We start from the raw sequence: 13,498 nt of genomic DNA, 5'->3' as shown, positions 1-13,498 counted from the left end.
TTCGCGAGCAGGCCCGCTCCCACATTTGATCCGGTTTCAGTTCGGCATTTGGGTGTCGGTCAAGTCTTCATAAGGGTTAGAATCCCCGCCTAGCCCAGAGTGTGTACTTATGTCCCAAGAGCTTTCCGCCGAGCAGATCCAACAGGCCCTGCAAGGCATCAGCGTGCCGCCTCAACCGCAAATCATGGTGGATTTGCAGATGGAGCAGTACATGCCCGACCCGGACCTGGAAGTGATCGCGCGGTTGATCTCACAGGACCCTGGCCTGTCCGGCGCATTGCTGAAGATCGTCAACTCGCCGTATTACGGCCTGAGCAACAAGATTGCCTCGATCCAGCGCGCGGTGAATCTGCTGGGCAGCCGTTCGATCATCAACTTGATCAACGCGCAGTCGATCAAAGGCGAGATGAGCGACGACACCATTGTCACCCTCAACCGTTTCTGGGACACCGCCCAGGATGTGGCCATGACCTGCCTGACCCTGGCCAAGCGCACCGGCTCGCAGGCGGTGGACGAGGCTTATGCCCTGGGGCTGTTCCACGATTGCGGCGTGCCGTTGATGCTCAAGCGGTTCCCCAATTACATGACGGTGCTGGAGCAGGCCTACGCCAATGCGGGGCCCGATTGCCGCGTGGTCGACACCGAGAACAACGCGTTCAACACCAACCATGCCGTGGTCGGCTACTACACCGCCAAATCCTGGCGTCTGCCGGAGCATGTGACCGACGCGATTGCCAACCACCACAACGCGTTGGCGATTTTCAGCGATGAGTCATCGCGCACGCCGCAACTTAAAAACCTGCTGGCCATCCTGAAAATGGCTGAGCACATCTGTTCGTCCTATCGCGTGCTGGGTAACCAGGCCGTGGACCATGAATGGAATGGCATCGGCCATCTGGTGCTGGATTACGTGGGCCTGTCGGACTACGACTTCGAAAGCATGAAGTTGTCGATCCGCGAACTGGGCGCGCACTGACCCTTTTTTCACGAGGTACACATGCCCGAGTTACCAGAAGTCGAAACCACCCGGCGCGGGATTGCGCCGCACCTGGAAGGCCAACGCGTCAGCCGTGTGGTGGTGCGTGAGCGGCGCTTGCGCTGGCCGATCCCGGAAGACCTGGATGTGCGCCTGTCCGGGCAGCGCATCGTGCTGGTGGAGCGGCGGGCCAAGTACCTGTTGATCAATGCCGAAGTGGGCACCTTGATCAGCCACTTGGGCATGTCGGGCAACCTGCGGCTGGTGGAAGCCGGTTCACCCGCGCTCAAGCATGAGCATGTGGACATCGAGCTGGAGTCGGGAATGGCGCTGCGCTACACCGACCCGCGGCGCTTCGGCGCGATGCTCTGGAGCCAGGACCCGCACAACCACGAATTGCTGATTCGCCTGGGGCCGGAGCCGTTGACTGACCTGTTTGACGGCGAGCGGCTGTTCCAGCTGTCCCGCGGCAAGTCGATGGCGGTGAAGCCGTTCATCATGGACAACGCGGTGGTGGTGGGCGTGGGCAATATCTATGCGACCGAAGCGCTGTTTGCCGCCGGGATTGACCCGCGCAGGGCTGCCGGTGGCATTTCTCGCGGGCGTTATTTGAAGCTGGCGATTGAGATCAAGCGTGTGCTGGCCGCCGCCATCGAGCGTGGCGGCACCACATTGCGGGACTTCATCGGCGGTGACGGGCAGCCGGGGTATTTTCAGCAGGAACTGTTCGTCTATGGCCGGGGCGGCGAGGCGTGCAAGGTCTGCGGCAGCGAATTGCGCAATGTGGTGTTGGGGCAGCGGGCGAGTGTGTTTTGCCCTAAGTGCCAGAGCTGAGTGTTGTGTGAGGGCTGATGTCGCCATCGCAGGCAAGCCCGCTCCCACATTCGACCGCATTTTGATGTGAGTACTTGGTCAACGGTGGGAGCGGGCGTGCTCGCAAAGAGGCCCTTGCAGGCACTGCAAGAACCTCAGGCCTTACCGGTAATCAACCGATATTTTTCCATCAACTGCTCTTCAGTCTCAGGGTGTGCCTCGTCCAGCGGAATGCAATCCACCGGGCACACTTGCTGGCACTGAGGCTCGTCGTAGTGGCCGACGCATTGGGTGCACAGGTTGGGGTCGATCACGTAGATCTCTTCACCCTGGGAAATCGCAGCGTTCGGGCACTCAGGTTCGCAGACGTCGCAGTTGATGCAATCGTCGGTGATGATCAGGGACATGGAAACTCCTGCCAGGGCTGTCAGCCAGGGCATCTGAAAACGAATGCGCGCAATTGTGCCGCATTGGCGCCCGCAGTGCGAGCTGTGGCGATCGTTGGGCTTGTTGTGGGGAGCGGGCTTGCCCCGGTTTGGGCTGCGAAGCGGCGCTAAAAACAGGCGGCGGTGTTTTGGCTGGAACTACGCGGTGGCTTCATTGGGGCTGCTTCGCAGCCCAACGCGGGGCAAGCCCGCTCGCCACAGCAAGTCCGCTGCCACAATAAGCCTGCTCAGTGCAGGCAAATCAGGCTCAGCATGGACAAGTCAGGCTTGGCACAGGCAAGCCCGCTCATCAGAAAATTACTTCTTGAAGCGCAGTGTCAGCGCATCCGCCACAGCCGGGTGCACGAACTTGGTGATATCTCCGCCCAAAGCGGCGATTTCACGGACCAACGTCGAGGAAATGAACGAATAACGCTCCGACGGCGTGAGGAACAGGCTTTCGACGTCCGGCGCCAGTTGGCGGTTCATGTTGGCCAGCTGGAATTCGTACTCGAAGTCGGACACCGCGCGCAGGCCACGCAGGAACACATTGGCGTTCTGCTCCTTGGCGAAGTGTGCCAGCAGCGTCGAAAAACCCACCACTTCCACGTTAGGCAGGTGTTTGGTGACCTCACGCGCCAGTTCCACGCGCTGTTCCAGGGGAAACAGCGGGTTTTTCTTGGGGCTGGCAGCGACCGCGATGATCACATGGTCGAACAGGCGAGAGGCGCGTTCGACCAGATCGCCATGGCCTTTGGTAATCGGGTCGAAGGTACCTGGGTACAACACTCGGTTCATCGCGTCGTCCTGGCGGAGTCCGTTGGGGAACCGGATGGTATCGCAGCCATCCCGGTCGGCCAAGTCAACTTATGCAGAAGAAAGCACTATAGACACCGCGAATAACCTGTTTTTTCACGCTGTTTTCAGACGTTCGGCCAACGCTGTCGCCAGTTGCGCGGTTAATCCATACACCGACAATTGCGGGTTAGCCCCAATGCTGGTGGGGAATAACGAGCCGTCGTGGATCGACAGGTTGCGCAACTGGTGATGGCGACCGAGGCTGTCAGCCACTGCGTTTTTCGGGTCTTCGCCCATGGCGCAACCGCCCATCACGTGGGCGCTGCCCAGGGTGGTCCGATGCAGTTCCAGGCTCAGGCCGTCGATCAGGCTGCGTGCCTCGGCCAGGGTGCTGACGTAACGCGCGTCGTGATGCAACGGCTTGACCGACTTGGCGCCCGCCGCGAACTGGATCTCGGCCATGCTGTGGAAGGCTCGGCGCAGGCCGTCCCAGGCGTAGGGCGATACTGGGTAATCCAGAACCGGCGTACCGTCGCCGCGTAATTCCACCGTGCCGCCAGGGCTGTCGGGATGAAAACCATCACGTAAAAGGGCAAGCATGGCGTGGGTATGTGGCAACTGGCTCATATCCAGCGCGTTGCCGGTGCCGTAACCGCCGAATAGCGTGCTGGCCAACCCTGGGTGCAAGGGCGGTGCCTCCAGCTTATAGGACATTTTGCCGGTGGTGCCGTCCACCCACTGAAAATGATCGGAATAAATTGACTGCGGCGCGCCGTAGAACGGGTTGATCACCTCGTCGAACTGCGCGGCAGAGAAATTCACCAGGTGCAGAAACGTGCGCTTGCCCACGCGCGAGTGCGGGTCGGGCGCGTCCGAACGCATCAGCAGCGCCGGGCTGTTGATGCCGCCGCCCGACAGCACGTAATGCCTGGCCTTGACCGTTATCTTGCGACCCGTGGGCGCGACGCAGCGCGCGTCCATCGCCACGCATTCCAGGCTGCTGATGGTGTCGCCGCTGTAGTTCAAGCGTTCGGCGCGGGCCAGGTACAGCAGCTCGCCGCCATTCTCCAGCGTGGACGGGATGGTGGTCACCAGCATCGATTGCTTGGCGTTGACCGGGCAGCCCATGCCGCAATAGCCCAGGTTGAAGCAGCCGCGCACGTTGCGCGGGATGACGTGCCAGCTGTAACCGAGCTTTTCGCAGCCTTTGCGGATCACATCATTATTGGCATTCGGTGGAATCGCCCATGGCGCGATACCCAGGCGCTGTTCCATTTTTTCGAACCACGGCGCCATCTCGGCACTGCTGTGGCCTTTTACCGCGTACTCGCTGGCCCAGTGGGAAAGCGTGGCGTCGGGCGTGCGAAAACTCGACGTCCAGTTGATCAATGTGGTGCCGCCCACGGCTCGACCTTGCAGGATGGTGATCGCGCCGTCCTTGGTCATGCGGCCAATGCCTTCCTGGTACAGGCTGGCGTAGGCCTCGTCTTCGAGCAGCTTGAAGTCGCTGCTGGTCTTGAGCGGGCCCTCTTCGATCAGCAGCACCTTGTAGCCCGCGGCGCTGAGGATTTCGGCGGTGGTGCCACCGCCGGCACCACTGCCGATGATCACCACATCGGCTTCCAGCGTCAGGTCGCTGTCGAGTGCGGCGCCATTGTGGGTTTTCCAGCCGCGGGCCAGGCCGTCGCGGAACAGATCGGGTACGGGCATAGGTGTGCACTCTTATTTTTCTGTACGAAGTTGCGACCAGTGTGGGAGCTGGCTTGCCTGCGATAGCGGTTTGCCTGCCGATCAATTCATCGCTGATACACCGCCATCGCAGGCCTGCCAGCTCCCACATTTTCTAATCGGGTTGTCAGGTCTAGATCTTCGGCGGGCCGGGGTAGCCGCAATGGGCCCAGGATTGCGGGCGGAAGTACCACGCCATGATCACCAGCTTGAGCAGTGAGCCCTGGCCCATGCGCAGCAGGTTCAGGTAGCTGTTTTCCCAACGATGTAGGAAGTTGCGGATCTGCTCACCGCTGGCATTTTCCCAACTGCCCCAGATCCCCGTCAGCGGGCCGCGGGTGATGCCCATGCCCAGCACGTCGAACAGTTGCTGGGTAAGCTTGAACATCTCCGGCGACAGGTGCTGCAGGCTGTAGTCGAGTTTTTTCAGCGTGTCTTCAATCCCGGCGACCACGTCCTGGGCGCTGGCCGCGCCTTCGAGCAGCACCGGGATCACCGCGCGCAAGAACGGCAAGTCGCTGCTGCGCAGCATGGCAAAGCCGCTGGCCGGGGTGCTGCTGGAACACCCGCTGAGGCTGGCGCCCAGCCCGGCAGTGGCCAGGAACGCGCTGGCACACAGGCCAATTTTCAAGACGCCGCGCCGCGACAGCGCAGGTGTTTCAGTCAGGCTAGGGTTCATTGTCATTGTTGTCCCGAGAGTGGCGGAATCAGCGAATAAACAACTTCTGAATCAACTTCTGAATCGACTTGCCATAGGGCGGGTAGATCAATTTCGCCGCGTTGAGGCGCTGCTTCACCAGCACGCCCTTGGCCTTGCTGAACGTAAGGAACCCTTCGTGGCCGTGGTAGTGGCCCATGCCGGAAGGTCCGATGCCGCCGAAGGGCATGTCGTCCTGGGCCACATGCAGCAGGGTGTCGTTCAGGCACACGCCGCCGGAGTGGGTTTCATGCAGTACGCGGTTCTGCTCGCCCTTGTTGTAGCCGAAGTAATACAGGGCCAACGGGCGAGGGCGTTGGTTGATGTAGGCAAACGCCTGGTCGATGCCGCGATACGGCACGATCGGCAGCACCGGGCCGAAGATTTCGTCCTGCATCACGGTCATTTCATCGCTGACATTCAGCAACAGGCTGTGGGACATGCGCCGTGCCTGGCCTTGGTCGTACAAGGCGATCAGGGTGGCGCCTTTGTCGGTGGCGTCTTTGACGTAGGCATTCAGCCTGGCCTGTTGCCGATCATTGATGATGGCGGTGTAGTCCGGGTTGTCGGTCAGGGTTGGGTAAAACCCGCGAACTGCCTTGCTGTATGCCTCGACGAACCCCTCGACGCGATCTTCGGGCACCAGCACGTAGTCCGGCGCCACGCAGGTTTGCCCGGCATTCAGGCATTTGCCGAAGGCGATGCGCTCGGCGGCGTCCTTGAGCGGCACATCGGCGGAGACTATTGCCGGCGACTTGCCGCCCAGCTCCAGCGTCACCGGGGTCAAGTGTTCAGCCGCCGCGCGCATCACGTGCTTGCCGATGCTAGTGGCGCCGGTGAACAGCAGGTGATCGAAGCGCAATTTGGAAAACGCCATGCCCACTTCTGCTTCGCCCAGCACCACGCACACCAGGTCTTCGGGGAAAATTTTCGCCAGCAGCGCCTTGAGCAGTTCACCCGTAGCGGGCGTGGATTCGCTGAGCTTGAGCATCACTCGGTTACCGGCCGCCAACGCGCCGACCAATGGGCCGATGGCCAAATACAACGGGTAGTTCCACGGCACGATCACGCCGACCACGCCCAGTGGTTGATAGATGACCTTGGCAGATGCCGGTTGGAAGGCGATGCCTACAGCGCGGCGGGAAGGTTTCATCCAGCCTTTGAGGTGTTTGCTGGCGTAGTGAATGCCATGCAGGCTTGGCATCAATTCGGCGAACAGGGTTTCGTCTGCGCTGCGGTGGCTGAAGTCCTGGCTGATCGCGTCGATCAGGGCCTGGCGTTCGTCGCTGAGTACATCGCGCAATGCCTTGAGCCATTGTTGGCGCTGCGCCGCCGGTGGCATCGGGTTGGCGGCATAGGCACGGCGCTGGGCGTCGAACAGGTCCTGGAGCTGATCCAGTGTCTGGGAATCTTGCAGGTAGGCAACGTTGGCAGACATGGCGCAGTTCCCGATTGTTATAGGTCTGCCTGGATTTTTAGAGTCATTGCTCTAAATTGTCAAATGTCATTGCAGCAACATGCGGATTTATCCAGACAAGGATAGGCCGTAAGATGCCCCATCACGTGTTCAGAAGCTGATCCCCTATGGCACCACGAGTAAAGACCAGCGAGCGCATCGTGCAAACCAGCCTGGAGCTTTTTAACCAGCAGGGCGAGCGCAGCGTCAGCACTAATCACATTGCCGCCCACATGGAAATTTCCCCGGGCAACCTGTACTACCACTTCCCCAACAAGCAGGCGATCATCGCCGTGCTGTTTCGCGAATACGAAGTCCTAGTGGACAGTTTCCTGCGCCCGCCCCAGGGCCGCGCCGTCACCGTCGAAGACAAGCGTTTTTACCTGCAGGCCGTGCTGGCTGGCATGTGGCGCTACCGCTTCCTGCACCGCGACCTGGAACACCTGCTGGAAAGCGACCCGGAGCTGGCCACCGGCTACCGGCGCTTTTCCCAGCGTTGCCTGATCCAGGGCGGCGCCATCTATCAAGGGTTTGTCGATGCCGGCATCCTCAATATGGACCCGGTGCAAACCGAGGCGCTGACCCTCAATGCCTGGATCATCCTCACCTCGTGGGTGCGATTTCTGTGCACCACCAATGAAAATTCCGCCCACTTGAGCGCCGAGGCGATCAAGCGTGGGGTGTACCAGGTGCTGGTGCTGGAGGCGGGGTTTGTCACGCCCCAGGCCAAAGAGGCGGTAGACGCCTTGTTCAAAGAGTTTTACGTGCCGTTGAACCAGGCACTGGAAGAAGTGAAGTAGGACCTTTCCCGAATCTGTTCACAGGAGTCCGTCATGCCGCTTGCCCAACTGATCAGCCCCCAGCAACTCGCCGAGCGCCAGAAGGCGGCCGGGCTGGTGATCCTGGATTGCCGCTTCGCCCTGGAAGACCCGGACTACGGGCTTTGCAGCTACGCCGAAGGGCATATCGAAGGTGCGCAATATGCCGACCTGGAGCGCCACCTCAGCGGTGCGGTGACAAAGGGCGTGACCGGGCGTCATCCGTTGCCGGCGGCGGACACCTTGGCCGCGCAACTGCGGGCCTGGGGCATCAATGCCGACACGGACATCGTGCTGTATGACGACGGCCCCGGCGCTTATGCCGCCCGCGCGTGGTGGCTGCTGGCCTGGCTGGGCAAACGCGACGGCGTGTTTATTCTGGACGCAGGCCTCAAGGCCTGGCACTCGGCCGGCTTCCCGCTGAGCCTGGACGCGCCCGTGGTTGAGCCGGGGACGTTTGCCGGCACCCCGGACAATCACCTCGTGCTGGACGCCGAGCACTTGCAAAAACGCTTGGGCGAACCGGGCATGACCTTGATCGATGCCCGCGCCCAAGCGCGTTTTCGCGGCGACGTGGAGCCTATCGACCCGATTGCCGGGCATATTCCCGGCGCCCAATGTGCGGCGTTCAACGAAAACCTGGGCAGTGACGGTCGCTTCCTGCCAGCTGAGCAGCTCAAGCAGCGTTTCGCTGCGCAGTTGAAGGGCCGCTCGCCGGAAGAGTTGGTGGCGTATTGCGGTTCTGGCGTGACGGCGTGTCACAACCTGTTTGCGCTGAGTTTGGCGGGTTACCCGTTGGGCAAGCTGTATGCGGGGTCATGGAGCGAGTGGATTACCGACCCGGCGCGGGAAGTTGCTACCGGCGACTAAATTCCCAGTCTGAAATGAGATCACGTGTGGGAGCTGGCTTGCCTGCGACAGCGGTGTGTCAGTGTTTAATCAGCCAACTGACACGACCTCATCGCCGGCAAGCCAGCGCCCACATTTTTAGCCGTGTTGAGCCAGTAGCCACTGTGGAATGCGACGCTCCAGGTAATAAGTGGGGCGCTTCAGCGACCCATCAACAAACCCCACATGCCCACCCTTGGCCAACAACTCGAACTCGGTGCAAGCCGACAGTTCACTGGCCTCGGGCAAGCTGTGGGCGAACACGAATGGGTCATCGGCCGCCTGGATAATCAGCGTCGGCGTGCGAATATCGCCCAGGTAATAGCGACTCGACGCGCGGCGGTAATAGTCCTCGGCGCTGAGAAAGCCATGCAGCGGCGCGGTCACCCGCCCGTCGAAGTCCCAGAACGTACGCATCTTCTCCAGTGAGCCGAGTGCCTTGAGGGTTTTCAGCCCGTCAGCTTGGCCATCCTGTAAAAAGCGACGTTGCTTGACGCGGATATACGCCAGCATCTCGCGCATAAAGTGCTTCTGATACACCCGCGAAAACCCCAGCCCGATGCGATCCGCACACTGGTCCAGGCGAAACGGCACCGACACCGCGGCCGCGCCATGCAGCCCCGAGGCTTCGCCGGTTTCACCCAAGTGCTTGAGCAGCACATTGCCGCCCAGCGAATAACCCACGGCATACAGCGGCGCCAACGGTCGCTTGGCGCGCAGATGCGCAATCGCTGCTGCCAGGTCTTCGCTGGCGCCCGAGTGGTAACTGCGCGCCAGCAGGTTGGGCTCACCCGAACACCCGCGCCAGTTCAACGCGGCGCTCGCCCAGCCTTGGGCGGCGAGGACTTTTTGCAAGCCGGCCACGTAGGGCGAATTGGACGAGCCGGTCAGCCCATGCAGCACCAGCACCAATGGCGCTTGCGCGTCATGGGGGCCGTGCCAGTCAAGGTCAAGGAAGTCGCCGTCGTCCAGCCACAAGCGTCCGCGTTGGCGTTCAATATGCGTGGTAGGACGCCACAACGGCCCCCACAGCGTTTGCAGGTGCGGGTTGCCGAGGCCGAAAGCGGGTTTGAACAGGTCGACGGAAGGGGTCATGGACATCTCTGTAGCGAGCGGACTTGTTGTGGCGAGCGAGGCTTCATGTGGCGAGCAGGCCGCCCTGCGTGGGCTGCGCAGTGGCCCTGGCTCAGTCACCGCGGTCGGGCAGAGTGAACGCGGTGACTCTTTTGGGACCGCCTCGCAGCCCAACGCGGGGCAAGCCCCGCTTGCCACACATCAGGCGGCGCTTTCTACCAGGCGATGCCAAAGCGCGTAGTACACCCGGCCGGACTTCTGCTCGCGGTGCAGGCGCCAGGCGCCCGGCAGGCCGAGGGTAGACGGCGCGGTTTCACTTTCAGTGTAGATCCACGCATCTGCCGCCAGCCACTGACGCTCTTCCAGCAGCGCACACACGGTCGGCAACAGGTTCTGATTGAACGGCGGGTCGAGAAACACCACGTCGTATTCAGTCGCCGCCTGGGTTTCCAGGTAGCGCAGCGCGTCGGCGGTCTGGACCTGGCCGGTGGTGCAGCGCAAAGTGCCCAGGTGCTCCTTGAGGCTGGACACCGCCACATTGCTGGCATCCAGCGCCTGGGCCTGGGCCGCGCCACGGGACAGCGCCTCCAGGAACAGCGCGCCGCTGCCGGCGAACGGGTCCAGCACTTTGGCGCCGCCGATGTACGGCGCAAGCCAGTTGAACAGGGTTTCACGCACGCGATCCGGCGTCGGGCGCAGGCCTACGACGTCGGGGAAGCTCAGCTTGCGGCTGCCCCATTCACCGCCAATGATGCGCAGTTGGCCCACACCGTTATGCACGTTGTGGACGGGTTTTTTCGGGCGAGATGAACTGGCCATTAATGCTCCGGAACCCCGAGCGGCTGCTCGGCAGGTTTATCAGTGGGGGGCGGTAGTGGCTTTTGCGCAATCGTCGGGCCGGCGGTCACGATGACCATCTTGTCGGCGCTCAAGTGTTTATTCATTGCAGCCTTGACCTGCTCTACGGTCAGGGCCTGGGATTGGTTCATGAAATCCTCAAGATAGCTCAGCGGCAGGTTGTAGAAACCCATGGCGCCCAGCTGTCCGACGATATCGGCGTTGCTCGCGGTGGACAGCGGGAAGCTGCCGGCCAGCTCACGCTTGGCGTCGTCCAGTTCCTTTTGCGTCGGGCCGGTCTTGAGGTAGTCGGCCAGCACGTCTTCGACCAGGCGCAGGGTGCCGCCGCTCATTTCGGCGCGGGTCTGCAGGTTGATCATGAACGGGCCGCGTGCCTGCATCGGCGAGAAGCCGGAGTACACGCCGTAGGTCAGGCCGCGTTTTTCACGCACTTCACTCATCAAGCGGGTGCCGAAACCACCGCCGCCCAGGATCTGGTTGCCCAGCGACAAGGCCGCGTAGTCCGGGTCGGCGCGGTCGATGCCCAATTGCGCAAACAGCAGGTGCGTCTGCTTGGACGGGAATTCGATATGGCTCAAGCCGGGTTGCGGTTCGGTCGGTTGGGCGATCTTCGCCAGGGCCGGGCCTTTAGGCAGCGACGCGGAGACCTTGGCCGTCATGGCTTCGGCCTCGGCACGGGTCAGGTCGCCGACCACTGCAATCACCGCATTGCCCGCGGCATAAGCCTTGGCGTGGAACGCCTGCAATTGCGCGAGGTTAATCTTCGCAATGCTGTCCGGCGTGCCTTCGCTCGGGTGGGCGTAAGGATGGTCACCGTACAGGCGCTTGAACAGCTCAAGGCTGGCCAGCTTGGCCGGGTTCTGCTTCTGGTATTCAAAGCCTGCGAGGATCTGGTTTTTGATCCGCGCCAGGGAATCGGCAGGGAAGGTCGGCTTGCCGATCACGTCGTCGAACAGCGCCAGGGCCGCGTCGCGCTTGTCGCTGTCGCTCAGGCTGCGCAGCGAAACCAGCGCCATGTCGCGGTAAGCACCATTGCCGAAATCGGCGCCCAAGCCTTCAAAACCGCTGGCGATCTGGCTGACATCCTTGCCCGGTACGCCTTCGTTGAGCATTGCATTGGTCAACAGTGCCAGGCCGGGCGTGTCGCCGTCCTGGCTGCTGCCGGCGGCGAACAGGATGCGCATGTCGAACATCGGCAATTCGTGGGCTTCGACGAACAGCACCTTGGCGCCGTCAGCGGTGGTCCAGGTTTGCACGTCGAGCTTGCGGTTGGTCGGCGCCTTGCCGTCCAGTTCCGCCAGCGATTGCAATTTGTTGGCCGATTCAGCTTTATCCAGGGCCTGGCTGGCGACGGATTCGCTTGGGCGCAGGAAGTACACGGCACTGGCGGCGATCAGGGTAACGACGACCAGGCCAGGAAAGATCAGGCGGCTGCTTTTACGATCATTCATGAGCGGTCTCCTCAGGCAAAACATGGGCGACGCTCAAACGCTCGCGGGTGAAATAAGTGCGTGCGGCTTTCTGGATATCTTCCGGCGTCACGCTTTGCAGGTCGGCCAGTTCGGTGTCCATCAGTTTCCAGGACAGGCCGACGGTTTCCAGGGAGCCGATAGCCGTGGCCTGGCTGGTGATGGAGTCACGTTGATAGACCACGCCGGCAATCACTTGAGCGCGAATACGCTCCAGTTCTTCGGTGGTCGGCGGCTTGGCTTTCAGCTCATCCAGCAGGCGCCACAGGCCGGCTTCGGCTTGGGCAATGGTCTTTTTCTTCTGCTGGTTCGGCGTGGCCGTCAGGGTGAACAGGCTGTCACCCCGGGTGTAGGCGTCGTAGCTGGTGGAGGCGGCAGATACCAGCTCTTCACCGCGCTCCAGTTGCTCCGAGATACGCGCGCTATAGCCGCCGTCGAGCAGCGCCGAGAGCAGACGCAGGGCTTGTACCGAGCGCTTGTCTTCGGCGGTGGCCAGGCCCGGCACGTTGAAGCCCAGGATCACGCTCGGCAGTTGGGTCTGCACGTGCATCGTCAGCAGGCGTTCGCCGGGTTCGGCGAGTTCCAGCGGGATTTTCGCGGGTGGCACGTCACGCTTGGGGATAGGGCCGAAATAACGCTGGGCAAGGTTCTTGACCTCATCCGGGGTCACATCGCCGACCACTACCAGCGTGGCGTTGTTCGGCACATACCAGGACTGATACCAGTGACGCAGCTCTTCGACTTTCATGCGCTCCAGGTCCGCCATCCAGCCGATGGTCGGCGTGTGGTAGCCGCTGGCCGGGTAGGCCATGGCCTTGAAGCGCTCGTAGGCTTTGGACATCGGGTTATCGTCGGTGCGCAGGCGGCGCTCTTCCTTGATCACCTCGATCTCGCGGCTGAACTCATCGGCCGGCAGGCGCAGGCTGGCCATGCGGTCGGCTTCCAACTCGAACGCGACGCCCAGGCGGTCACGGGCCAGCACTTGGTAGTAGGCGGTGTAGTCGTCGCTGGTGAAAGCATTTTCTTCGGCGCCCAGGTCGCGCAGGATCAGCGAGGCTTCGCCGGGGCCGACCTTGGCGCTGCCCTTGAACATCATGTGTTCCAGGGCGTGGGACAACCCGGTCTGGCCGGGCGTTTCATAGCTCGAACCAACCTTGTACCAAACCTGTGAAACCACCACCGGCGCGCGATGATCTTCGCGCACGACCACTTTGAGGCCGTTATCCAGGGTGAATTCGTGGGTGGGTTGTGGGTCGGCAGCCAAGGCTGAAAGGGGCAGACAAACTGTGCTGAGCAGCAGGCCTGCAGCGCGGCGGGCTAGAGCATTCATTCGTTTTTAAACCTGTTGGGCTGCCCGCTTGGTCTTAGCGTCGGCGGGCGAGGAGGTGCTAGGATACTGATCCGATTTAGGGACGGCCACTGCGGCGGCCATCTTGTCCCGGATCCAGTCGTAGAAATGTTGGAATAGAGGGTGGTTTTCCCCGATGATCTTCCACTT

The 13,498-nt window shown here is 61.8% G+C and carries 13 protein-coding genes; 4 read left to right on the top strand and 9 right to left on the bottom strand.

Annotated elements, in window-relative coordinates:
* The first annotated feature begins 163 nt into the window (after positions 1–163).
* Both AC19YS_RS06670 and mutM read left to right on the top strand, forming a co-directional pair.
* A complete protein-coding gene (locus tag AC19YS_RS06670; protein ID WP_500601492.1) occupies positions 164–976 on the top strand; it encodes an HDOD domain-containing protein in 813 nt (270 codons plus the stop codon).
* 21 nt (positions 977–997) lie between these two features.
* Complete coding sequence (gene mutM, locus AC19YS_RS06665) at positions 998–1,810, top strand: bifunctional DNA-formamidopyrimidine glycosylase/DNA-(apurinic or apyrimidinic site) lyase (protein ID WP_106575702.1); 813 nt, start codon at positions 998–1,000, stop codon at positions 1,808–1,810.
* A gap of 134 nt (positions 1,811–1,944) precedes the next feature.
* Here mutM and AC19YS_RS06660 read toward each other — a convergent pair whose 3' ends face one another.
* The 5 genes from AC19YS_RS06660 to AC19YS_RS06640 form a co-directional block, all read right to left on the bottom strand.
* Positions 1,945–2,196, bottom strand: coding sequence for a YfhL family 4Fe-4S dicluster ferredoxin (locus AC19YS_RS06660; RefSeq protein WP_003213796.1), 252 nt, complete (start codon positions 2,194–2,196; stop codon positions 1,945–1,947).
* A gap of 336 nt (positions 2,197–2,532) precedes the next feature.
* Complete coding sequence (gene coaD, locus AC19YS_RS06655) at positions 2,533–3,012, bottom strand: pantetheine-phosphate adenylyltransferase (RefSeq protein ID WP_003176711.1); 480 nt, start codon at positions 3,010–3,012, stop codon at positions 2,533–2,535.
* 114 nt (positions 3,013–3,126) lie between these two features.
* Positions 3,127–4,722: a GMC family oxidoreductase gene (locus tag AC19YS_RS06650; RefSeq protein WP_500601269.1), complete on the bottom strand. Its 1,596-nt coding sequence runs from the start codon at positions 4,720–4,722 to the stop codon at positions 3,127–3,129.
* Positions 4,723–4,873: 151 nt separating this feature from the next.
* The gene (locus AC19YS_RS06645; protein WP_106575699.1) at positions 4,874–5,419 is read right to left on the bottom strand and encodes a twin-arginine translocation pathway signal protein; all 546 of its coding nucleotides are present in this window, start codon (positions 5,417–5,419) and stop codon (positions 4,874–4,876) included.
* Between the two features lie 28 nt (positions 5,420–5,447).
* A complete protein-coding gene (locus AC19YS_RS06640) occupies positions 5,448–6,875 on the bottom strand; it encodes a coniferyl aldehyde dehydrogenase (RefSeq protein WP_200622239.1) in 1,428 nt (475 codons plus the stop codon).
* A gap of 146 nt (positions 6,876–7,021) precedes the next feature.
* Between AC19YS_RS06640 and AC19YS_RS06635 the strand changes: the two genes are divergently transcribed.
* Both AC19YS_RS06635 and AC19YS_RS06630 read left to right on the top strand, forming a co-directional pair.
* Positions 7,022–7,693 carry a TetR/AcrR family transcriptional regulator gene (locus AC19YS_RS06635; RefSeq protein WP_106575697.1) on the top strand — a complete coding sequence of 224 codons (672 nt, stop codon included), beginning with the start codon at positions 7,022–7,024 and terminating at the stop codon, positions 7,691–7,693.
* Between the two features lie 33 nt (positions 7,694–7,726).
* Entirely contained in the window at positions 7,727–8,581 is an 855-nt protein-coding gene (locus tag AC19YS_RS06630; protein ID WP_124418670.1) for a sulfurtransferase, read from the top strand.
* 117 nt (positions 8,582–8,698) lie between these two features.
* On the opposite strand, the gene AC19YS_RS06625 is transcribed toward AC19YS_RS06630, so the two are convergent.
* The 4 genes from AC19YS_RS06625 to AC19YS_RS06610 form a co-directional block, all read right to left on the bottom strand.
* The gene (locus AC19YS_RS06625) at positions 8,699–9,694 is read right to left on the bottom strand and encodes a hydrolase (protein WP_500601266.1); all 996 of its coding nucleotides are present in this window, start codon (positions 9,692–9,694) and stop codon (positions 8,699–8,701) included.
* Between the two features lie 180 nt (positions 9,695–9,874).
* A complete protein-coding gene (gene rsmD / locus AC19YS_RS06620; RefSeq protein WP_106575694.1) occupies positions 9,875–10,492 on the bottom strand; it encodes a 16S rRNA (guanine(966)-N(2))-methyltransferase RsmD in 618 nt (205 codons plus the stop codon).
* The gene (locus AC19YS_RS06615; RefSeq protein WP_500601263.1) at positions 10,492–11,982 is read right to left on the bottom strand and encodes a M16 family metallopeptidase; all 1,491 of its coding nucleotides are present in this window, start codon (positions 11,980–11,982) and stop codon (positions 10,492–10,494) included. The genes rsmD and AC19YS_RS06615 overlap by 1 nt, the downstream gene beginning before the upstream one ends.
* Positions 11,975–13,330, bottom strand: coding sequence for a M16 family metallopeptidase (locus AC19YS_RS06610; protein WP_119737435.1), 1,356 nt, complete (start codon positions 13,328–13,330; stop codon positions 11,975–11,977). Before AC19YS_RS06610 ends, AC19YS_RS06615 begins: the two co-directional genes overlap by 8 nt.
* Positions 13,331–13,498: the final 168 nt, after the last annotated feature.

It is taken from the genome of Pseudomonas sp. MF08831, assembly GCF_059862645.1.
This window is presented reverse-complemented; position numbering and strand designations above follow the sequence as displayed.